Source organism: Microbulbifer elongatus (genome assembly GCF_021165935.1).
Taxonomy (GTDB): domain Bacteria; phylum Pseudomonadota; class Gammaproteobacteria; order Pseudomonadales; family Cellvibrionaceae; genus Microbulbifer; species Microbulbifer elongatus.
Window position 1 is genome coordinate 1,292,393 of record NZ_CP088953.1, and the last position, 22,612, is coordinate 1,315,004.

General features: G+C 59.5%; 13 protein-coding genes. 9 read left to right on the top strand and 4 right to left on the bottom strand.

Annotated elements, in window-relative coordinates:
- Nucleotides 1–208: 208 nt before the first annotated feature.
- From LRR79_RS05310 to LRR79_RS05325, 4 genes are all read right to left on the bottom strand, one after another.
- Entirely contained in the window at nt 209–2,341 is a 2,133-nt protein-coding gene (locus LRR79_RS05310; protein WP_231759363.1) for a M50 family metallopeptidase, read from the bottom strand.
- A 26-nt stretch (nt 2,342–2,367) separates the two neighbouring features.
- The gene (locus LRR79_RS05315) at nt 2,368–3,690 is read right to left on the bottom strand and encodes an efflux RND transporter periplasmic adaptor subunit (protein WP_231759364.1); all 1,323 of its coding nucleotides are present in this window, start codon (nt 3,688–3,690) and stop codon (nt 2,368–2,370) included.
- A gap of 1 nt (nt 3,691) precedes the next feature.
- On the bottom strand, nt 3,692–4,513 hold the full coding sequence (locus LRR79_RS05320; RefSeq protein ID WP_231759365.1) for an efflux RND transporter periplasmic adaptor subunit: 822 nt from the start codon (nt 4,511–4,513) through the stop codon (nt 3,692–3,694).
- Between the two features lie 135 nt (nt 4,514–4,648).
- On the bottom strand, nt 4,649–6,232 hold the full coding sequence (locus LRR79_RS05325; protein WP_231759366.1) for a TolC family protein: 1,584 nt from the start codon (nt 6,230–6,232) through the stop codon (nt 4,649–4,651).
- 327 nt (nt 6,233–6,559) lie between these two features.
- On the opposite strand from LRR79_RS05325, the gene LRR79_RS05330 reads away from it, so the two are divergent.
- The 9 genes from LRR79_RS05330 to LRR79_RS05370 all read left to right on the top strand — a co-directional run bounded on the left by LRR79_RS05330 (nt 6,560) and on the right by LRR79_RS05370 (nt 22,463).
- Nucleotides 6,560–7,657 carry an ABC transporter ATP-binding protein gene (locus LRR79_RS05330; protein WP_231759367.1) on the top strand — a complete coding sequence of 366 codons (1,098 nt, stop codon included), beginning with the start codon at nt 6,560–6,562 and terminating at the stop codon, nt 7,655–7,657.
- Nucleotides 7,654–9,948, top strand: coding sequence for an extracellular solute-binding protein (locus tag LRR79_RS05335; protein WP_231759368.1), 2,295 nt, complete (start codon nt 7,654–7,656; stop codon nt 9,946–9,948). Before LRR79_RS05330 ends, LRR79_RS05335 begins: the two co-directional genes overlap by 4 nt.
- Complete coding sequence (locus LRR79_RS05340; protein WP_231759369.1) at nt 9,945–10,883, top strand: sugar ABC transporter permease; 939 nt, start codon at nt 9,945–9,947, stop codon at nt 10,881–10,883. Before LRR79_RS05335 ends, LRR79_RS05340 begins: the two co-directional genes overlap by 4 nt.
- Before the next feature lie 359 nt (nt 10,884–11,242).
- Nucleotides 11,243–14,236 carry a TonB-dependent receptor gene (locus tag LRR79_RS05345; RefSeq protein ID WP_231759370.1) on the top strand — a complete coding sequence of 998 codons (2,994 nt, stop codon included), beginning with the start codon at nt 11,243–11,245 and terminating at the stop codon, nt 14,234–14,236.
- A 135-nt stretch (nt 14,237–14,371) separates the two neighbouring features.
- Nucleotides 14,372–15,103, top strand: coding sequence for a SapC family protein (locus LRR79_RS05350; RefSeq protein ID WP_231759371.1), 732 nt, complete (start codon nt 14,372–14,374; stop codon nt 15,101–15,103).
- A gap of 19 nt (nt 15,104–15,122) precedes the next feature.
- Complete coding sequence (locus tag LRR79_RS05355; protein WP_231759372.1) at nt 15,123–16,166, top strand: cupin-like domain-containing protein; 1,044 nt, start codon at nt 15,123–15,125, stop codon at nt 16,164–16,166.
- 48 nt (nt 16,167–16,214) lie between these two features.
- Nucleotides 16,215–17,714: a tryptophan halogenase family protein gene (locus LRR79_RS05360; protein WP_269455102.1), complete on the top strand. Its 1,500-nt coding sequence runs from the start codon at nt 16,215–16,217 to the stop codon at nt 17,712–17,714.
- Nucleotides 17,715–17,919: 205 nt separating this feature from the next.
- A complete protein-coding gene (locus LRR79_RS05365; protein WP_231759373.1) occupies nt 17,920–20,721 on the top strand; it encodes a di-heme oxidoredictase family protein in 2,802 nt (933 codons plus the stop codon).
- 203 nt (nt 20,722–20,924) lie between these two features.
- Entirely contained in the window at nt 20,925–22,463 is a 1,539-nt protein-coding gene (locus LRR79_RS05370) for a glycoside hydrolase family 16 protein (protein ID WP_231759374.1), read from the top strand.
- Nucleotides 22,464–22,612: the final 149 nt, after the last annotated feature.

The window sequence follows — 22,612 nt, forward strand, 5'->3', positions numbered from 1 at the left end:
CAAATTCGGGATTCGTAGTTACGGCTATTTATTCGCGGTTACACGCCACTTTCGCGGATCAGTACACCTGCCACGCGCTGGATCAGCAATTGCAGGAGACTTACCGGCTCACCGAACAACACCAGGTGACCGGTGCGCTGGGCGCTGACCGGGAGCGCTGCCTGCGCGCCGGCAGGGTTATCCGGTGACGGGGAAAATTCGAACTGAATCAGGTGTAGAGCCTCCGCAGTGTGGCGCGGCTGTCCGCCAGTGTTTGCAGCGGGCCGCCATTGGCGGAGGCGAGTGCCGGATCCTGAATACGTCGCGAGGCGATCGGTTCTACCGCGCTGAGGGAAACCGGCACCGGTCGCCATTGACCGGCGAGAAACAGTCGTCCCCGGCGAGCGGTGGGTTGCTCGGTACTCAGGCGCATGAGCTGTCGGGTTTGCGCGTAGGCGCGGCCCGCAAGGCTGCGGCGGTCGGCGATGCTGAGAAAGGGCTGGTTGATATCCAGAAACTGATCCGCATTCAGCCCGGGCATCACCCAGTCCACGGTGCCGGAGACTTTGGCGGTCACCTGCAATTGTTGCTGCTCTGTTTCCAGGGCGTGCAACAGCTGCCGCTTGCTGAGCAGATCCTGCAGATAAACACCGTCCAGGGCGTCCAGGGTTTCCGCAAACCCATCGCTGTGCTGGCGCCGCTGCAGCAGATTCAGCTCGGCGCGGGTGCGGGCAATTCGGTAGGCCAGTTCGTCGTTGTGAAATTCCGCGATGATCTGCCCGGCAATGACGTTGTCTCCGCGCGTGGCAAAACTGCGCAGGGTAGCGCCGGCGGGGGCCATGGCTTTCTGCTCCGCGGCAAAATAGGTGGCGGCAGGAATCTGTACCGGCCACGGCAGGGGGATCAGCAACAGAGCGAGGAGCGTGGTTGCGGCGATCATCGCGCCGGGGCGGAACACTTTCCGCCAGTGGGTCAGGGGGCGCGCCTGAGCGGTCTCCCCCGGTGCAGTCTGCATCGCAATCTCTCCCGATGGTGGGGCCGCTGGATGATCCGTACCCCTGGTACGCAGCTCGTTTACGAAAGCGAAAAAACGGGAACATTCCCGGTACGTGGGGACACACAGCAGCAGGCCGATACACAGCAGAAATACCACGATACCGGCGGCCTTAAACAGTAGCTGGTATGCGGCATAGCTGATGACGGCGAACACCATCAGCCGGTAGCACAGACTGGCGAACCCGAAAATCACCAGTAGCCGCTGTCGACGACCCGCCGGCGCCGGGTAGTCGCGCACCAGTCGCGACCAGAGCCAGTGACGCAGGCTGGCGTTGGCGGTTTGCTGAAGATTTTTCTCGCCGGTGAAATCGCTCAGCAGGTAGTAACCATCGAACTTCATCAGCGGATTGGCGTTGATCATCAGTGTGGTCAACAGCGACGTGGTGAACAGGTAAAACATCAGTGCGCGCAGGGGCCCGTCATCCAGCAGACACCAGGCGACAGCGGCGGCAACACCGAGAGTGCCTTCAAACACGACCCCGGCGGCGGAGATATGCAGGCGCGCGCCCCGTGGCAGGCGCCAGGCATCGGTGATTTCGCTGAACATGATGGGCATCAATGCAATCAGACCGACGCCGATGCTGTTGGTCCGTATACCGTACACCCGCGCCACACTGGCGTGACCCAGTTCGTGCACCAGGCTGAGCAGCAGGTAACACAGAAAAAAGATGACCGCGCCCACGGGATTCCAGCTGGCATCAAAGTAGGCAATAAATTCAGCCCAGTGCTGGCCAACGGAAATGGCACAAAAAAATGCACTGCAAATCAGTACAGCGTAAAACCAGCGCTGCGCCGTCGCGCGCGCAAGGGGCTGCAGTAGCCGGCTGCTCAGGTCGGGTGTAAAAAGCGGGCGTCGCCAGAACAGGCTTTTTTGCAGTGCTGCCAACCGCTGCTCGGTTTTGCTCACCGACGCGAGCTTTGCCGACAGGGCCACGCTGGTGGTCTGCAGCAGTTCATTGTCTTTGATAAACCGCACCACGGATTCGATTTGCTGCGGCGGGATTTCGCAGCCCTGCTGTACGGCGATTGTCCGGGCAATTTTTTCTACGCTGCCGAGATGCCAGTATTGCAGCACCAGCACTTCCAGCTCACCCAGCTCCAGATACTGTCCGCGCAGGGGGTCAAACAGCAGCCAGGTTCGCGCCTGGTGAGCGGCGCTATCCTGCCGGTTTGCGTCGTTCGGCGCACCGCTGCGATGAATCTGCAGATCGTTGCGCAGGGGTGCCCAGCCGCCACCCGCTGCATCGCGCGGGGAAGTCCCGTTGTCGGCCATTGAATCGTGGGTGTCGAATAGCTGTGTCTGCACCGGCGCGGTTACCTCATGGGAGAGCGTCAGATCCCGACCCAGCGGCGGGCGGAAGCCAGTGGACGGCGCAACAGGTAATAGATCAGCGGCACCCGCGCGCCGTACACTCGGGCGTGACCGCGGGTGTTGAGCTGGATCTGGGGGCGATCCTGCTGGATGTGTGCCAGCAGGCGATAACTGGCGGGCAGCTGCTCGCCCTCGCTGGTCAGCAGACTGTGGTAATGGAGCCTGCCTTCGATCGGCGCGAGGGGATCGGATTCCGCGTAAAACATCACGCGGGCATTCTGTGGCAGCTGGATGGCATCGCGGGTAGGCAGGTCAATCTGGATCTGACGTGCGTCGGGTTGCACGATTTCCATTACCTTTTCACCGGCGCGCACCCGGCGGCCGATCCACTCCGCGCGATCCGTATAAATGGCCACGCCGGTAGCGGGTGCCCGCACCCGGGTTTTGTCCAGTTGCGCCTGTTGGAATGCCAGTTCGAGGGTGCGGATGGAGAGATCGGTTTCCGCTTCCGCCAGTTTGTGGCCAGCGGAAGCTTGCTGGAAGTTGTACTGTCGCGTCATGCGCAGGCGCTCGCTGTACAGGGCAAGTTCCTGCTGTACTCGATCCACTTCCGCCAGAACCTCGGCGTCTTCCAGGGTAAACAGCGGGTCGCCGCTGCGCACTGCTGCGTTGGCGGGGATATGGATTGTGCGTATCACACCGTCGGTGCGCGCGGATACAATGCGGGGCTCTATGGCCGCCAGCGTTGCCGGGGCCAGTACACTCTGGCGCACCGGAATCACACAGAAAGCTGCAATTGCGGCAGCGACAATCAGGGGGCGGCGCCCGAACCACCTTTTCCAGTGCCCCTGTTTTTGTCCCCGCTGGGCCAGCAGCGCGTGGCACAGGGTCGCGCCGATTTCGCGAAATATCTCCTGCTCTTGCGGCGTAAGCAGGCGGGCGCGCAACAGGGCCAGACAACCGAGTACATCGCCATTATTTTTTGTGAGAGGTAACAGGACCAGTGTGCGATCGACGTCGCCGGACGCGGATTCTGACGATGCGTCGTTCGCGGTGTCGAGCGGCACCTGCAGGGGTGGCTGCTTTCGCGCCTCGGCGAAATGTCTGCGAATTTTACCGCGCCAGCGCTGCGCCTCGCTGCTGGTTGGGTCCACCGTGCTGACATTGGATGCCGCGGCCAGTTGTAACTGGGAGCCGGAAAAAAACAGACAGGCATCAAACGCCAGCAGTGACTGGCTGTCGGTACACAGGATGCGGCCGATCTGCTGTGGGTCGGTGGCGTCGCGGAGTTTCTTTTGCAGAGACAGAAACCCGTTGAGTTTCTCCAGCAGTCTGGCATCCATTTCAGTTGGCTCCCTGCTGACCGGAGCCGTCGGCGAGAAGGTCGCTCGTGCTTTTCGCCCGCTGGAACCTGGCCTCACCGCTCATACCGGAAATCAACAGCCGGGATGTATTTATGGCGTCGTCGCCGGAATCAATAACACCGATGACCCGCACCGTACGGGTGACCGGGTCCACTACCGGTACGATACGTTGCAAGGTCGCCGGATAGGTGTGCCCGGTTTCCGTGATGGTGACCTGAAAGCGGTCACCGAGGGAGAGGTCGGCGAGCCAGGCGGAGGGAATAATGGCTTCCACCTCCAGCCCACGGTTATCCACCAACTCGAACAGTGGTGCACCGACTTCGGTGCGCTGGTGGGGCTCCACGCTGCGCTCAACCACGTAGCCATCAAAAGGTGCGCGCACCTCGCACAGGCTGTTCCGGTGAGTGAGTACTTTGGCATTGGCGGTGGCCTCGGCCAGCTGGGCCTCGCTCTGCACCATTTCCAGTTCGCTGATATTGCCACCCAGCTGGCGCAGGGAAATATTCGCATCCAGCTGGCGACGTGCCAGTGTGCGCTGGGACTCGGCACCCTCCAGCTCCGCTTTCAGTTCGGTACAGTCAAAGCGCGCCAGCAGATCGTTTTTCTGAAAGCGATCGCCGGCGCGTACCCGCACTTCGATCAAGCGCGCAGCCAGCTCGCTGGAGAGCTGTACCCGACTGAGCGCGTTGAGCTTGGCGGGGGCGGCGTTGTGGTTGTTGCGCGCTTCGCTGGCAGCCCCGGTACAGACCACTGCCAGGCAGGCTGTCAGCAGAGCCTGGAAAAATACACTTCGGATCGCCATTACGGGTACCACCTGTACATCTGTCGCCGTCACTACTCGAGATGATGTGACTTTCAGTATGTGAAGTTTCAATCGGTAAATTGCGGTTTGCGCAGGCCAAGACGAACTCCGGCGCGCTGCTGCGCTTCCCATGCACTACCAGTGCGCTGCGGCCTGTCCGTCTGCACGGATTTCCGCCTCGCGTTTTTCCACACCCTCCGGGTTGTAGCCTCCGATGGGCAGCAGTTCCATACTGGCGCTCTGAGTACGCATATCCGCGACCTGTTGCTCGATCACCTCCAGGGGCTGGCGGTAATCGATATAGAACTCGGGCTGGTAGCCCACCGCATTGCTGAGGCGGCCATTGGCACTGCGCCAGTCGGCGTAGCTCACATCTTTCTGCACCGCGGAAAGCAGGGCCTGGGTAGCGGCGTGAATACTCTCGAGTTCGGTGCCCTGGCTGGATTGCCAGCGGGCCTGGGACTGGCTCGCCATCTGGCGATCAATATCCGCCAGTTCCACCGCGTAGCTGTGATTCAGCTGCGCGCGTTTTACATGGCTGTAGGCGAGGTCAACCTGGGTAAGCACGGCCACAGTCAGCGCGGCACGGCGCACATCGCCGAGACGCTCGTTGTCGCGGGCGTAATCCACCAGATCGCGGCCGGCGACCACGGTGCCGAGTAGATCCCAGGTCAGGCGCAGGCTGCTTTCCGCCCAGTCGTTGTAAAGCAGAAAGCTGTTGTCGTCGTAGAAGTAGCCGGTGCGCAGTTCGAGGCCGGGCAGCAGTTGTAGGCAGGCTTTGCGGATTTCCGTGGCGGCGATACGCTCGCGATAATCCTCCTCCAGCAGTTCCGGGCGGTTGCGCAGGCTGTACTGTTCCAGTTCCAGTACGCTCATTTCGGCAAACGGACTGCGCAATACATCGCTGGGAGCGGCGCTGACCTGAAACGCGGTGCCGGGAGGCAGACCCATCAGCGAGGCGAGCTCCATTTTCGCGCTGTGCATATCCCCTTGCAGGGCGAGCAGCTGTTGCATCAGATCCAGCAGATCGCGCCGGTAGGCCAGGCTGGCCTCGGTCTGGCGCAGGCCGCGCTCGGCGCTCTCGCGGGATTTCTCCAGGGCCCGCCGGGTCTGCTCGATCAGCGGCGGCAGCTGTGCTTCGGCGCGCTGGGCCGCTGCGGCCATCCAGAAAGCGTATTCCACATCCATGATGACGTTGTGCATCAGCTTGCGCTGGCGCTCAATCGCGATCATCACGCCATCGGCGGCCTGTTTGGCGGACAGGTAGTTGATGCCGAAGTCGAGCACGTTCCAAGACAGCTCCATTCCGGCGGTACTATAGGTTTTATCCAGAGAAGTGGACTGCACCAGTGACTGGTTGCCGTTCACGTCTTCGCTGCTGGCGAAGTGCTGCTTGTTGCGGTGGTTGTAACCGGCACTGGCGGCAATTTCCGGCAACATTTCCCAGCGCGACAGGCTGAGGTTGCGATTGGCAACCACCGCTTCCATCAGTTTGAGACGGTTGTCCATGTTGTAGGCAATGGCGCGGGCAATGGCTTCGTTCAGGTCGATCGGACCGGTCACCGGTTGCTGATTGCCGAATGCGGTCTGCCAGTCGCCACTGGCGCGTTGATCGATGGTGGCGTCGTCCATCGCGGTGGGTTTTACCGAGCAGGCGGACAACGTGACGAGGGTGATGCCAAATGTTGCAACAAAAGCCACAAGGGGGGCCTGGCGCATAACTCTGAGTCCTTATACATACTTATCGACTACTACGCGGTACATCTGCGCCCGTGAAATCTAGTACAAAGGTGTCACTTAGCTGGTGGATCGCACGCCAAAACGCCTCGATTGGCGTCTATTTGCGGGATGACCCGCGCCCCGGGGGCAAATGACTGGCGGTATGGATGGCGGCCTGCGCTTTACTGGTTAGACCAATCCCGAGGCGATGGGGGGAGGCACCGGCGGTGTTTCTGGGGCACAATCCGGTCGCTGGTAGAGAATGCTGCCAGTCACAGAACGACAATAATAAAAGCGGAAGTCCGACGATCAGAGAGATACATTCCCTTGGCCAAGATTGAGTTCAAAGGCGTCAGCAAGCGCTACGACGATGGCCCCGCGACCGTGCCCGGCCTGGATCTGGAGATCCGCGATGGCGAGTTGATGGTGCTGGTGGGCCCATCCGGATGCGGCAAATCGACGACCCTGCGGATGATCGCGGGACTCGAATCCATCAGCGGGGGCGACCTGTATATCGGTGGGCACCGGGTCAACGACCTGCCACCGAAGGACCGGGACATTGCCATGGTGTTCCAGAATTACGCGCTCTACCCGCATATGACGGTATTTGAAAACATGGCGTTTGGCCTGCGGGTGCGCAATTTCCCCAAACTGGGTATTGATCGCCGGGTGCGCGAAGCCGCCGAGACCCTGGGCCTGTCCGACCTGCTGCACCGCAAGCCCGGCCAGCTCTCCGGGGGGCAGAATCAGCGCGTGGCGCTGGGCCGGGCCATGGTGCGCGATCCCCAGGTTTTCCTGTTCGACGAGCCCCTGTCCAATCTCGATGCCGAGCGGCGGGTACAGATGCGCGGAGTGATTCACCGGTTGCATCGCCAGCTGGGCACCACTTCGGTCTATGTGACCCACGACCAGGTGGAGGCGATGACCCTGGGTACCCGCATTGCGATTCTCGACAAGGGGGAACTGATGCAGGTCGGTACCCCTCTGGAGCTCTACAACGACCCGGACAACACCTTTGTGGCGGGCTTTATGGGCTCACCGCCAATGAATCTGATCCCGGTGCGCAATGACGGTACCCAGTTGCACGGTGATCTGTTGTCCCTGCCGCGACCGCAGTTGCGGGACCTGGGCAATACACTGTTGCTGGGGTTGCGCCCGGAAAAACTGGTCTACGCCGCCAGTGCCCCCGCTCACTGGCCACGGTTGCGCGGTGAGATTGAGCTGGTTGAGAGCCTGGGCGCCGAAATGCTGGTGCATCTGCGCAGAGGCAGGACTCAGGTCATAGCGCGGCTACCGGGTTTGCGGGCGTTTACTCCCGGCGACTTACTGGAGCTCGCCTTCGATCCCGCGGCGGTGTATCTGTTTGACGCGCAAACCCAGCAGCGAATCCGCAGTGATGCGGCCCGCGCCGGAGTGCGCGCGTGACGATCGCCACCATACCCGGTAGCAGCCCGCTTGCGACAATTTCGCTGGCGGGCTGGTTCCTACAAGCAGCACTTTGCCTCCTGGTTCTCCTCTCGGCCTCCGCCAGTGCAGCGGATGATCTCACCCTCTGGCACAGCTATCGCGGCGCTGAACGCAGTGCGTTTGAGCAGCGCATCGAGGACTTCAACCGCAGCCAGAGCACGGTGCAGGTGCGGGCCCTGGCAGTGCCTTTCGGTGGTTTTGCCGACAAACTATCCGCGGCTCTGCCGCGGGGACAGGGGCCGGACCTGTTCGTTTTCGCCCACGATCGCCTCGGCGGCTGGGCCAGTGCCGGGCACACCATCGCCCCTATCGATCGCTACGTCAGTGAGCGGTTACTGCGGCGCTTCCCCGCGAATCTGCTGGATGCGATGACCTTTGCCGGCGAACTTTACGGCCTGCCTTTTGCTTTCAAGAGCCCGGCGCTGATCATGAATACCGACCTGCTGCAGTCGCCACCGGCGTCTACGGACGAGCTGGTGGCGCAGGCCCTGCGCCACACCGACCGCGCCGCTGGCCGTTTTGGCCTCGCTTACAGCTACACGGAGCCGTTTTTTCACGGCGCGCTGATGAACAGTTTCGGGAGTGGTCCGTTCGACCGCGGCGGCAACCTGGATCTGGACAGCGCGGCCAATATCGCCTCTTTACGGATGCTCGCACGCTGGGCGCGTCAGGATCGCATTCTGCCTGAAGACCCCAATAGCACCCTGGTAACGGATCTGTTCAATCAGGGGCGTGCGGCCATGGTGATCAGTGGCCCCTGGATGCTCGGCGAAATTTCGCCGCAGGTGAATTACCGGGTGGCGCCACTGCCGGTGAACAGTGAGAGTGGCAAACCCCTGTCACCCTGGGTGGCGGTGGAGGGGCTGTTTCTGTCGCCATGGACGCAACACCCTCAGCAGGCGGTGGCACTGATGGACTTCCTCACCAGTCGCGCCTCCGCGGAAATCATGGCCACCCAGGGTGGTCAGCTGCCGGCAAATATCAGTGCCTTCGAACACCCCAGTGTCGCCACCAACCATGTGGCCATGGCGTTTAGGGCGCAGCTGGAACATGCGGTGCCGATTCCCAACCTGCCGGCCATGACGCTGTTGTGGCTCCCTCTGGAGAATGCCCTGAAAAAAGTGGTGAAAGGGGTGGCGCAGCCGGAAGCGGAGATGCGCCAACTGCAGCGGAGGTTGAGCGCGGATCTCGCCCGCCTGGAGCGCTCCCGCACCCGGGGTGAAACCCCGGCGCAGATGCCGCTGTGGTTATGGAGCCTTCCCCTGGTACTGGTGCTGCTCGCGGCCTGGACCTGGGCCCGTTACCGGCGGCGCCTGATGGCGGGCTGGCAGGCCAACCGCACTGCGTACCTGTATATCCTCCCGGCCATGCTCGGTATGTTGATACTGGTGTTTTTCCCCCTGTTTTACGGCCTGTTGCTGTCGGTTACCGATACCACCGTGTTTAACGAGCACGCGCCCCTGTGGTCGCGGTTTATCGGGCTGGATAACTACGCGGCGATCCTTGGGGATTTCCATCTGTGGCGGGGGCAGGGCAGCGAGCGCAGCCTGGACTTCGACAACTTTTACTGGACCCTGCTGGTAACCATTATCTGGACCGCCAGCAACGTGATTCTGGCACTGGGGCTGGCAATGGTACTGGCCCTGGCGCTGGACAGGCCCATCGTTGGTCGCAGCGCGTTCCGTCTGATTCTGATCCTGCCCTGGGCGATTCCCAACTACATTACCGCGCTGGTATGGAAGGGCATGTTCCACCCGCAATTCGGCGTGATCAATCAGGGGTTGCAGGTGCTCGGGCTGGCCCCGGTGGCCTGGTTCGACTCCATTGGTGCCAGTTTCCTTACCGGGCTGGTGACCAACGTGTGGTTGAGTATTCCGTTTATGATGGTGGTCATTCTCGGTGGGCTGCAGTCGATTCCTCGGGAATTGTACGAGGTGGCCCGGGTGGAGGGGGCCGGACGCTGGTTTCAGTTCCGTGCCATAACCCTGCCGCTGCTCAAGCCGGTCCTGATCCCGGCGGTGATCCTGTCGGTGGTGTGGACCTTCAATATGTTCAACGTCATCTATCTGGTCAGTGACGGGGCACCGGCGGGAGCCAACGATATCCTGATCACCAAGGCGTTCCGCATCGGCTTTGAGAAGTACCAGTATGCCTATGCTGCCGCCTATTCCATGGTGATTCTGGCACTGCTGTTCGGTTATGCCCTGTGGCAGACCCGGGTCAGTCGCACACTGGAGGCCGCGCGATGACGGCAGCGCACAAACCTCTGCCTGTGGGGGAGCGGGGCTGGCAGCGGGCCCGGCGCGGGGCGGGGAGAATCGCCCGGGACCTACTCAGCTGGCGCTTCGCCCTGCTGGTGGTCGCCTCGCTGATTGTGATTTACCCGCTGCTGTGGGTGTTCAGCCTGGCTTTCTCGGGCCAGCAGTCCCTGACGCTGGTACGGCTGGCGGAAGATGCCGGAGCCGGCGAGCAGTTGCTGGCACTGATCCCGCTGCCGGAGCAATGGACCCTGGACAACTTCCGCGCGGTGCTGACCGAGCAGCCGTTTCTGCAGTGGCTCGGCAACAGCCTGGTGGTAGCCATCGCCACGACCGTGGTGGGTCTCACACTGAGCTGCAGTGCCGCCTACGCCTTCTCCCGTTTCCGCTTTGCCGGGCGCCAGCGGGGCATGATGCTGTTTCTGGTCTCGCAGATGTTCCCGGCGGTGCTGATGCTGATTCCACTGTATGTCATCGTGGTGCAATGGCTGGGGCTGGGGAACTCCTGGCTGGGGCTGATTCTGGTGTACTCGATCACCGCGTTGCCCTTCTGTGTGTGGATGCTGAAGGGCTATTTCGACACCCTGCCCTATGAGATTGAGGAGTCGGCGCTGCTCGACGGCGCCAGCCACTGGACCATCTTTACCCGCATCATTCTGCCGCTGGCGCGACCGGCGATCGCGGTAACCGGGCTGTTCGCCTTTATGACCGCCTGGAACGAGTTTATCCTCGCGTCGATTTTTATGGACGACGAATCCCGCTACACGGTGCCCGTGGGGCTGCGCTTCTTTGTGAGCGACTATGCCTCCGAGTGGGGGTATTTTGCCGCGGGTTCCATTCTGGTCTCCCTGCCGGTCATGTTGCTGTTCCTGTCGCTGCAGCGCTTTCTGGTGGCGGGGCTCTCCGCCGGCGCGGTCAAGGGCTGACGGCGCAGAAGCCGCTCCCGTGTACGCGTACCCGGTGCCCGCCGAGCGCGGAACCGGGCAAATTTCTCCCGCACGACCCGTCTCGCCCCGAATTGGACGGGGCCGTGGGCCAGTTCGGTGCGTGTCGCCCTCGATCCTGTAAGTTTATGATTTATAAGGTTTTTCCCGTTCCCGCTTTGCGGGAATCAAGGTGGGAAAGTCCAATTTTGGTCAATTTCCCAAGGTGGGACGACGCATTCTGGCGCGGGGCGGGAGTATAGGCTCGCGCCAGATCGGGTTACCCTGTTGCGGTCTCGAGAGGTACCTGCCCTGGCGCACACCAATAAATAAAATGACGTGACGATGGGGGAGACAACTCCATGAACAAAATGACCGGATTCAAGAAGAATTCCATTGCGGTAGCCATCGCTACCCTTGCGGGCGTAAGCGGTGGCGCCCTGGCTCAGACGGAAGCAGAGTCCGCCCTGGAAGAAGTGGTGGTACTGGGCATTCGCGGCAGTCTCGAAAAATCCATGGATGTGAAGCGCGATGCCAAAGGCATTGTCGATGCCATTTCCGCGGAGGATATCGGCAAATTTCCCGACACCAATCTGGCGGAATCCATGCAGCGGATCTCCGGGGTGTCGATCGACCGTGTCAACGGTGAAGGCAGCAAGGTCACCGTGCGCGGTCTGGGCCCGGATTTCAACCTGGTAACCCTGAATGGTCGTCAGGTGGCGCGCACTACCGGTGGCCGCTCCTTTGATTTCCAGAACATCGCCTCCGATATGGTGACCGGTGTCGAGGTCTCCAAGACCAGTGACGCCACCCTTCCTTCTGGGGGCATGGGTGCCACCATCAACCTGCGTACCGCGCGTCCATTCGATACCCCGGAGCGCACCATCCGCTTCGGTGTCAAAGGCGTGCTGGACGAGTCCTCCGATGATGCCAGCATGACCCCGGAATACAGTGGTTTCTATTCCGATACCTTTGCCGATGGCAAATTGGGGGTGGCCATTTCCGGTTCGGTGCAGGAGCGCGAAAGCGGCAGCCAGCAGGCCCTGGTGCCCGGTGGTTGGATCAGTGTCGAAGGTCAGATGGACAACAACTGGGACGGCGTGAACGACGCCTGGGGTGCGGTACCGCTGGAGAACCAGGTGAACCGCCCGGGGGAGGGTGACATCTACTCCGTAGCCCAGAACGCAGCCTTCAAGTTTGAAGAGCAGCAGCGCAAGCGCACCAATGGCCAGCTGGTACTGCAGTGGGCGCCCACTGACGATGTGACCGCAACTCTGGATTACAACTACTACCAGAACAAGATCGCCAAGCAGTTCAATGATATTTCCGTTTATCATGCGTGGCAGGGTGACCAGCGCGGTGTCTGGAGCGACGGCCCCATCTCCACGCCGATTATCTACTCCGAATACTACGGCGCACCCAGCGACGTGGCCATGGGTGGCGGCAGCACGGCCGAAGTCCACGAAGGCGACATGCTGGGGATCAACCTGGAATGGCAGGTCAGCGATAAGCTGAATCTGTTCTTCGACGGTCAGCACTCGGAAGCCGAGCGCACCCCGGACAGCCCCTGGGGTACCAGCAATGTACTGACCGTCGCCGCGATGGTGCGCGACGCCAGCAGCGTGGACTTTACCGGCGAGATCCCCGCGATCTATGTGGACTCGGCCAATGGCCTGAATGCCTCGGATATCATTGTTACTGGCTCTGTGTTCACCAACTCCAAAGATTTCTCGGAAGTGGATCAGTTCCGCTTTGGTGGTAATTACGAGATCAACGCGTCCAGCGATATCGATTTCGGCATCGCCCGCCAGGAAGTGAGCAACCGCTCCCAGTCTGTTTTCGTGCAGCGCAATAACTGGGGGGGAGCCGGCCCCGCATCGGATCTGCCCGACGAATTGTTCACCGCGAAAAGTATTTCCGATCAGTTCGACGAATCCTGGGGGGACTTCTCCGAGGTCGGTGGACTGGAGCCGCTGGATATCTACTACGACTGGGATTTTGATGCGGTCCGTGCCATTGCCGAAGATCTCTACGCAAACAATGCGACCGATGCTGGCACCGCCAACCGGGTAGGGGACTGCGGTACCGCCTTCTGCGCATCGACCGACTATGCGTCGGATACCGACCGCGCCACCACAGAGACCTCTACCTCGGCGTATGCGCAGTACAACTTCGCCTCCGAAATGCGCGGAATGCCCTACGAGATCAACACGGGTCTGCGTTACGAGCAGACCGATGTGGATTCGGTATCCGTGGTGCCGGAATACGATCGCGCAGAGTGGAACTCCAACAACGAAGTGGCGATTATCGGCACCGGTGAGCAGGTCTATCTGAGCGAGGAGGGGAGCTACGATTACTGGTTGCCCAGCATCGCCTTCAGACTGGACGTGACGGACGACCTGGTAACCCGCGCGGCGGTCAGCAAGGCGATCACCCGCCCGGATTACAACTCCATCAAGGGGGGCACCACCATCGGCACCATCGCCAACGGTGGAATCGGTGGTGGTTCTACCGGTAATCCGGGTCTGCTGCCCTACGAGTCCATCAACTACGACTTGTCTGTGGAGTGGTACTACGGCGAGACCAGCTATGCCTCCATCGGCCTGTTCCGTAAGGACGTGTCCAACTTTATCAGCAACGCCAAAACCGAGAAGTCGCTGTTCAATATTGCCAACCCGGCAGACGGTGCTCTGGTGGATGAGGCGCGTGCCAACGGTGCCAATGATGCGGAATCCATCCGCCAGTATATTGCCGCCAATTACGCCGACAGTGATTTCGTCAACGTGACCTACCTCGAAGACGGCGTGACTGTGGATAAGATATTTATTACCGGTAACCCGGCCACCGACAACGATATGGTCTTCCTGGTGGATACGCCGGTCAACAGCGATGTGGACAACACCATCGACGGTGTCGAACTGGCGGTGCAGCACATGTTCGGTGAAACCGGGTTTGGTCTGCAGGCGAACTACACCATCGTGGATTCCGAGCTCGGTTACGATCCGTTTATCCTGGTGGACCAGGAAGCCATGGTTGGCCTGAGTGACTCCGCGAACCTGGTAGGCTTCTACGATAAGAACGGCTTCCAGGCGCGGATCGCTTACAACTGGCGTGATGAGTTTCTCAGCTCTCGCGGTCAGAATACTGGTGCCAATCCCCAGTATGTGGAGGCATACAGTCAGATCGACCTGAATGTGAGCTATGAGATACCGCAGCTGGAGGGGATGCAGGTGTTTGTCGAGGGCATCAATGTCACCGACGAGTATCAGCGTGTGCACGGCCGTGACGCTCGCCAGCTGATGGGCTACTACCAGGGTGGCGCGCGCTGGCAGCTGGGTGCGCGTTACGCCTTTTAAACCGGTACACAGGATGGTTTAACCAGGCAGGGAAAGCCGCTGGTCGTTAGATCAGCGGCTTTTTTTATACGAAACAGACTGGTATTTCCCTGCACAGCGGGAATTCAGAGAATAAAAAACGGGAAAAAACGTAGTATGACAAACGCGGTATTGCTGAATAACGTGGAGCACCGTGATCTCCGGGTACAAACCGAACGCTCTGCAGAACTGGGTGATGATGTCTGGTATGCACTCACATTTCCTCTGGAGTTTCGCGCCCTACAGGGGCAGTACCCAATATTTTTTCAGCGGGATGCCAGCACCGGTAGCTTTTTTCCACTGGTGTTGCTTGGTTTCGAGCCCGGTGAAAACCTCTACCTTCGCGATGGCCACTGGGCCGCGGCCTATCTTCCCCTGACCATTCGTCGCGAACCATTCCTGATTGGCCGCCAGCACTTTGTGGAAGACGGCATACAGAAAACACGGCGTGTCATTCACATCGACCTGGATAATCCCCGGGTCAACCGTAAGCGTGGGGAGCCTTTGTTTCTGGAATACGGAGGGAGTTCTCCGTTTCTCGATGGCGTGTCGGAGATGCTGGAAGCGATCCACCAGGGAGTCGAACAGAGCGAAAAGTTTATCCGCCAGCTGCAGATTCACGGATTGCTAGAACCCTGCACCATGGACATCACCCTGAACAACGGCGAAACCAATCAGTTGAAGGGTTTCTACACCATTGATGAGCCGCGTCTGCGCGCACTGAATGCGGAAGACCTCAGTGAGCTCCATCAGGCAGGGTTCCTGGAGGCCATCTATATGGTGCTGGCGTCCCAGTCGCAGATGCGGCAACTGATCGATGAGAAGAATCGCCGCTGCTGTGGGGGATAACCTGACCGGAGATGATGCAATGAATGCGTGCGTACAGCCATTTATTGAGACCGCAGATCTGGCGGTCGCCGATGAAACCCATGAGATTACGCCGGACAATGTGCTCGAGTCTCTGAGCGGCGTCACCCGCCCTCGCATTCTGCGCAATTACTGCGCCCATTTTCCCGCGGTGCGCGCCGGTACGCAGTCCGCGGAGAAAATGGTGGAATACCTTCTGAACCACTACAGTGGGCAACCGGTGAATGGGTGCTATGGCGCCCCGGAAACGGAAGGACGGGTGTTTTACAACGAGGATCTCACTGGCTTCAATTTTGAATCCCGCAGAGTGCCTCTGGACGCGTTACTGGATGATATCCTGTCCACTGCGCAGAGTGCGCAGAAACCTATGCGCTATATGCCGTCCAGCGAGGTTTCCTACTGGTTTCCAACGTTTGCCGGAGAAAATAATGCCGGTGTCGCCGGTGTTTCTCCCATCGGGTCTCTGTGGCTCGGGAACCGCGTTCGCATCGCCGCCCATTACGACTTCCCCAATAATCTGGCCTGCAATATTGCCGGGCGACGACGCTTCACTCTGCTGCCTCCGGAGCAGATTGCCAATCTGTACCCGGGACCCCTGGAGTTTGCCCCGGGTGGACAGGAAATCAGCCTGGTGGATTTTTACCAGCCGGACTTCACGCGCTTCCCCCGTTTCCGCAAGGCGCTCGACAGCGCATACCTCGCCGAGCTGAACCCGGGGGATGCCCTGTATATCCCGGGAATGTGGTGGCATCACGTGGAAAGTCTGGATACGCTGAATGTGCTCTATACCCACTGGTGGCGCGACTCCGCCGCCTACCTGGGCCGCCCAACCAACGCGTTGATGCACGCAGTGCTGGGGCTGCGTGACCTGCCAGCCCACCAGCGGGCGGCGTGGCGGGCACTGTTTGATTATTACGTATTCGACGCCGAGCCCGAGCGAGCAGAACATATCGAGCCTGCCGCGCGGGGAGTGCTCGCACAGCCCCTGTCACTGGAAATGGCGATGCAGCTGCGGGCCAGGCTACAGAATGATCTGAAACGTTAAGCACAGAAGCTTGCAGAAACATCTGAAAATAAAAGAGAGAGTGCACCTGTGAACACAACGAGAAAAATCCGCAAGGTGGTGATTGCTGGCGGTGGAACCGCGGGCTGGATGGCCGCCGCTGCGCTGGCGAAGTTGCTGGGAAAAAACCTGGATATCCGCCTGGTCGAATCCGAGACCATCGGTACCGTGGGAGTGGGCGAGGCAACCATCCCCACTCTGCACCTTTTCCATCAGCTTCTCGGAATCGACGAGCGGGAAATGATGGCGGCGACCAATGCCACCTTCAAACTGGGGATCGCCTTCGAAAACTGGAAGGAAACCGGTCAGGACTACATCCACTCCTTTGGTGCCGCCGGTAAGGATTGCTGGGCGTGCAATTTCAGCCACTTCTGGGTCCGAGGTCGGGAATTGGGTATCGCACACGACATTGGCGATTACACCAGGGAACATCTCGCGGCACGAATGGGGCGCTACGCCGTGTCGCCGCGCAGTGAGCGCACCCATGCCTATCACTTTGATGCGAGCCTGTACGCAAAGTATCTACGCACGCTGGCAGAAAAATACGGCGTAGTGCGCATTGAAGGAAAGATCGATCAGGTGCAGTTGGATCATCACAGCGGATATATCCAGTCCCTGCGGCTGGAGAACGGTGAAACCCTGGAAGGTGACCTGTTTATTGACTGCACGGGTTTTCGTGGATTGTTGATCGATCAGGCATTACATACCGGATTTGACGACTGGGGGCACTGGTTGCCGTGCGATCGCGCGGTCGCTGTGCAGACCGGGAAGTCTGAAAACCCGGTGCCCTATACCCGATCCATCGCAAGGGAGTCCGGATGGCAGTGGCGCATTCCGTTGCAGTCCCGCACGGGCAATGGCCTGGTGTATTGCAGCCACTATATGGATGAAGAGCAGGCGACAAAATTGTTACTGAAAAATGTCGAGGGTGAACCGCTGAACGCCCCCCGGGTGATTCCCTTTCGCACCGGTACCCGTCGTCTGCACTGGAATAAAAACTGTATCGCTATAGGGCTTTCCAGTGGCTTTATCGAGCCACTGGAATCCACCAGCATTCATCTTATTCAGCGCAGTATTGTGCGCTTGCTCACTCTTTTTCCGTCTGACGGCATCGTGCAGACAGATGTCGATGAATATAACCAGCTGATCCGCGAGGAAACGGAAAATGTTCGTGACTTTGTGATTCTTCATTACAAGCTCACGGACCGCATCGACTCGGAATTCTGGCGCCATTGTCGGGGCATGGCGATTCCAGAGTCACTGACACGGCGTATGGAGGTTTTTGCGCAGAGCGGCCGCGTTTACCAGAACGGCACCGAGTTATTTGGGGAAAGTTCCTGGCTGCAGGTCATGCTTGGCCAGGGGTTGATGCCAAAGCGTTATCACCCGATCGTCGATATGATGAGTGAGCACGAACTGACAAATTTTCTCGCCGGTATTCGTCGCCAGGTTCGCGATACGGTAGAAAGTTGGCCCAATCATATGGAATTTATTGAGCACTACTGCAGGTCAAAAACGGCGTTAGTGTGACCATGTAGGCGTTTTTGATCTCTTGCTTTGCACCATGTTTGGAGAAGTCTCAAAGTGGGACGACATTCGGCACCCCGGGTAACTAGTTTCAAACTCGAGGTGAACCGAAACGGGCGCTGTTGCGCCCGTGCTCCAAATATTAAAAATTATGATGAAGCGAGGCTCGACCATGCGTCTATTCACCAAAAGGGGCGGCACTGTTCCTGTGCCCGATATTCCCCTGATTACCTCTACTGCGGTTGCTCTGGCACTGCTATTTCCGCTGCCTGTTCTGGCACAACAGTCCAACTTGGCAACTGGCGCAAGTGTTTCTGCCAGTACTGCTGATCTCCCCGCGAACAATGCCATTGATGGGGATACCGGCACCCGTTGGGCGTCCGCCGGACAGACCGATCCTTCCTGGATTGCCCTTGATCTCGGTCAGCCCTACGACCTGGATCAGGTTGAAATTTTCTGGGAAGCGGCCAACCCCGAGACCTATGAAATCTGGGGCTCCAACAACGGCGTGGATTGGGCTACCCTGAGCGTGCAGACCGGCGGCCAGTTCGGGCATCGCACCGACACCGTCGACGTCAGTGGTATTTATCAGCACGTGCGCATTCAGGGGCTTACCCGCAGTGCCGGCAACTACTGGGGTTATTCCATCTGGGAACTGGGGGTATTCGGCAGCCCTGCAAACTGTGATTCCGGCTGTGTGCTGGCAGTGGATGACAGCACTTTTGAAGCACGGGTGACCGGTGGCGACATCGTAGACCTGCACTACTCTGTGAATGGCGGTGGTCAGATAAATGTCCGAATGCAGGAGTCTGCAGGTTTATGGACCTACGCAATTCCCGGTTTGAGCGACGGCGATCTTGTTACGGTTTCCTTTACAAAAATAACCGCGGGGGTGGGGCAAAATATTCCGGCCAAGGACTATGTATTTAGTGGGCCCGGGGGCTCTTCCTCGTCTTCTTCTTCCTCTTCCTCCTCCTCTTCTTCTTCCTCCTCTGGCGGTAGCTCCAGTAGCTCCAGTAGCTCCGGCGGTAGCGGTAGCGGCAGTTCCAGTAGCTCCTCCGGTGGCACTTCCTCCGGCAGTTCCTCCTCCTCGGGCGGTTCGTCTTCCGGCGCTGACCTGGGGAGTATCGTGCCCCTGTATGACGGCAGTACACCTCTGGAACCCGCCATCACGGTTGAAACACCAACGGCGTTGATAACCCGTTTTTCCGACCGGGCTCGTGATCGCCATGCGAAAGAAGATATGTTCCAGGCGTACGATCACTACCTCAGTTTTTACTGGGAGGATCGCACCGCTTCTATCGAAATTATTGATGAAGTGGCCAAGGGTGGGGACTCGGTGCGAATGAATGTACGCACCCAGTTCAAGCTGAGTGATACCGAAGCAGAGAATCGCTGGTTTTATCGTGGCGTTGGCACCGTGGCGGAATACTGTGACAACGGAGTGATGGTGGTTGTCGATCAGTACAACTACTACAAGGAGCGTACCTATAACTGCCGGGAAGGTCGCAACATTCAGGTGGGTGACAAGCTGGAGTTTGAAATTAGTCAGTTTCTGGACCCCAGCGTGCCGAACGGTCGTGCAAATTATTACGGAACTACGTTCCTGTATATCGTGGGTGAGGGACTGGTTCCCTGGGATGTTGGCGGCGCGACACCGTTTGGTGGAATAAAAGACTCGGTCAAAATTCCCGAGACGGCATGGCTCGGTGGCGAAACCACAATACACGCACTGACCTCCGGTGAAACGGATAACCACTATATGCAGATGGCCACCAATCTTGGCTACGACAATGCGCAACCGTTTATGCGTGGTCGCCGGGTTCTGCACAGCTCTGCGGTCGATGGTGTTCACGATGAGAATCCCATTGATAATCCGCCCTTTGCACCGATGACAGGCCTTGCCGGGCCGCACTATATCAACGACAGTTGCGCCAGCTGTCACCAGCGCAATGGCCGTGCGGTACCGGCAGCGGTAGGCGAACCTCTGGATAAATGGACCTTCAAGGTGGCAGCGGCCAGTGGTGCGCCCGATCCGTACCTGGGTTCCGCATTGCAGCCGAAAGCACGCAGTGGCGCCGCCAGTGAAGGACAGGTTTCCATCGCCAGCTGGAGCGAACAGAACGGCCTGCGCGCGCCGAACTATGCCTTTACCGGCGTGGTCCCGGAGCGCTTTTCCGCGCGTATTGCCCCAAGCATTGTGGGCATGGGGCTGCTGGAAGCCATCGACGAAACTGTACTGATTGCGCTGGCCGATCCTGAAGATAGTGACAGCGATGGAATTTCCGGGCGCGTCAACCGGGTGATTGATCCGGAAACCGGAGACACGCGTCTGGGGCGCTTTGGTTGGAAAGCCGGGGTGGCCAGTATCCGGCACCAGCTGGCTCGAGCACTCAACACGGATATGGGGGTGATGACTTCGGTATTCCCGCAACCGGATTGCGGTAGCAGCCAGAACGACTGCGGTGCGTCCGGTGCGGAGCTGGCCGATAGCCATCTGCAGGACCTGACCAAATACGTGGCCCTGCTCGGCGTGCGCCCGCAACGAAACTATGACGACCCTTCAGTGGTAAGCGGCCAGCAGCTGTTTACGGACATCGGGTGCGCCAGCTGTCATACGCCCACCCACCAAACCAGTGCGCAGCATCCCTTTGCAGAACTGCGTAATCAGACCATTCACCCCTATACCGATCTGCTGTTGCACGATATGGGGCCGGGGCTTGCGGATAACCTGGGAGAAGGTGAGGCCACTGGTGCAGAGTGGCGTACGCCTGCACTCTGGGGGCTGGGCTTGTCGGCCTGTGTGACCGGTGGGGTGGAAAACCCAAGCGGCGGTCAGGGCAATGAAGTGTGTACCCCGCAGCACGGGTATCTTCACGATGGTCGGGCACGCAGTATCGATGAGGCGATTCGCTGGCACGGCGGTGAGGGACAGGCTTCCAACGATGCCTATCAGAATCTCAGCGGTGCTCAGCAGCAGGACCTGCTGAACTTCCTGAACTCTCTCTGAGGCGAAGTACAAATCCTCGAGTACAACACCAAAGGGCGCGGAGCATTTTCCGCGCCTTTTTTGTGTCCGCTATTGAAGTTTGCGTGGCCCAGGTTCTGTACCGGTGGAAGGTGGGGCGACGTCTATGGTGACAATGGGCTACAACCATGGCGCTCCCTCGGGAGCGAAACGGATAACAATAACCACAGTAAAAGGAGACAGCGATGTCGAGATTTCTGAGTCGTATTTCCACCCTCGCCGTTGCGATAACGGTTGGTGGGTGTGGAGACGGCAGTTCAAACGATGGTGACATCGGGGAAACAATTGACCCGCCGGCAGTGGATACCCGCCCCGAGCAGTGTCTGGAAGACCCGATGAACTCCGGCTATTGCCTGGTGTGGGCCGACGAATTTTCTGGCAATGCCATTGACACTGAAAAATGGTCCCACGAACTAAATTGCACCGGCGGCGGAAATAATGAGGCTCAGTGCTATACCGATGCTGCGGAAAATTCCTGGGTGGCGGACGACATGCTGCATATTCGCGCGATCCGCGAAGATGCCACGGGTCCTTCCACGGTCGATGACGATCCGAATTACGACCCGGACGACACGTCCGGTAGCGGCACCTACACCTCCGCCCGGCTGCGTACCAAGAACCTGGGCGACTGGAAATACGGCCGTTTTGAAATGCGCGCGAAGTTGCCCTTCGGCCAGGGCAGCTGGCCTGCCTTCTGGATGCTGCCCACCGACTCGGTGTATGGCGGCTGGCCACTGTCTGGCGAAATCGACATTCTCGAGTCGGTCAATCTGAAAGTGGGCGGTGAGGACCGGATCTATGGGACCCTGCATTACGGTGGTAGCTGGCCCGGTAACAAGCACTCCGGCGAGGCGTATCAGATCCCCGGTGGTCTCAATCCCGCCGATGGCTTCCACACCTATGCGGTAGAGTGGGAAGAGGGAGAGATCCGCTGGTATGTCGATGGCGACCACTATGCTACCCAGACCAGCGCCGGCTGGTATACCACTGCGGATCTGGAAAACCCGTTGGCCCCCTTTGATCAGCGATTCCACCTGATCCTGAATCTTGCAGTGGGAGGCGACTGGCCTTCCAATGTGAACGATACCGGCATCGACGAAGCGGCGTTCCCGCAGGAGTATGTGGTTGATTACGTGCGGGTATACCAGTGCACGGAAAATGTTGAGACCGGCAAGGGGTGTGCCAGCAGTGATGGCGACTTTGTCCACAATCCCGGTCTGGAGCCGCCGCAAGCGCCCGACAGTGAAGGCGACGAGCTGGTGATTTTTGACGGTGAGGCGAAACCCCCATACGCCTGGTATACCTGGACCGCCCACGGGGATATCAACTACACCATCGAAGACATTGGCGGCGACTATGGTCAGGTCGCCCAGATCACCTACAACACCAATCAGGGGATTGGTTTCTATCAGTCCGACAGCGCTTACGACCTGAGCGATTACACCTATGTGGAGTTTGACCTGCGGGTGCTCAACGAGCCAGCGGACACCGGCGCTGCCGGATTGACCTTCCGGGCGGATTGCGGCCATCCCTGCTCCTCCGGCGACTACCCTCTGGATATGCCCGCACCGGATCAGTGGACGCATTTCCAGATACCGGTGCTGGATCTGGTGGAAGCTGGCCTCAATGCCGGCAGTGTCAACACGCCCTTTGTCATCTCGCCCACCTGGGACAACCAGATGGGGGCTATCCTCCAGGTCGACAATATTACCTGGACCCGCTAGATAGACTCCGGGCGGCCCCAGCCCGTCTGTCGCGTCCCATTTTCCTGATCTACGCAGAGTGGAAAGGTGGTCTGCACCATTTTGCGATGGGTTGGGGAAGTGGGACGATCCTTTTTCCCGGAATCCGTACAAAGAAGCCTGCAATGGTC

Excerpts from the sequence above, each read along its gene's own strand:
- LRR79_RS05340 (WP_231759369.1), top strand. The coding sequence starts at position 9,945 with ATGACGGCAGCGCACAAACCTCTGCCTGTGGGGGAGCGGGGCTGGCAG.
- LRR79_RS05370 (WP_231759374.1), top strand. The coding sequence starts at position 20,925 with ATGTCGAGATTTCTGAGTCGTATTTCCACCCTCGCCGTTGCGATAACG.
- LRR79_RS05350 (WP_231759371.1), top strand. The coding sequence starts at position 14,372 with ATGACAAACGCGGTATTGCTGAATAACGTGGAGCACCGTGATCTCCGG.
- LRR79_RS05355 (WP_231759372.1), top strand. The coding sequence starts at position 15,123 with ATGAATGCGTGCGTACAGCCATTTATTGAGACCGCAGATCTGGCGGTC.
- LRR79_RS05325 (WP_231759366.1), bottom strand. The coding sequence starts at position 6,232 with ATGCGCCAGGCCCCCCTTGTGGCTTTTGTTGCAACATTTGGCATCACC.
- LRR79_RS05345 (WP_231759370.1), top strand. The coding sequence starts at position 11,243 with ATGAACAAAATGACCGGATTCAAGAAGAATTCCATTGCGGTAGCCATC.
- LRR79_RS05320 (WP_231759365.1), bottom strand. The coding sequence starts at position 4,513 with ATGGCGATCCGAAGTGTATTTTTCCAGGCTCTGCTGACAGCCTGCCTG.
- LRR79_RS05315 (WP_231759364.1), bottom strand. The coding sequence starts at position 3,690 with ATGGATGCCAGACTGCTGGAGAAACTCAACGGGTTTCTGTCTCTGCAA.